Raw genomic sequence first — 288 nt, forward strand, 5'->3', positions numbered from 1 at the left:
TCTACATCCGCTCGGGTAACGGCGGCGGCGGATCGGTGTCGTTCCGCCGCGAGAAGTACATCGAGTGCGGCGGCCCGGACGGCGGCGACGGCGGTCGCGGCGGCGACGTGTGGATCGAGGCCGTCGAAGGCCTCAACACCCTGATCGACTATCGTTACCAGCAGCACTTCACGGCCGGCACGGGCGTGCACGGCATGGGCCGCGCGCGCCACGGCGCCGCCGGGGACGACGTGCTGCTGAAGGTTACGGTGGGCACCGAGATCCTCGAAGAAGACAAGGAAACCCTGA

Annotated in this window: 1 pseudogene; it reads left to right on the top strand. The window is 68.8% G+C overall.

The features are described 5' to 3' along the window. Window positions 1-288 (top strand): annotated as a pseudogene (obgE, locus tag EIK80_RS25610) (GTPase ObgE); the annotation flags it as partial.

Origin of the sequence: Caulobacter sp. 602-1 (genome assembly GCF_003931565.1) — a bacterium.
In the GTDB taxonomy this organism is placed as follows: domain Bacteria; phylum Pseudomonadota; class Alphaproteobacteria; order Caulobacterales; family Caulobacteraceae; genus Caulobacter.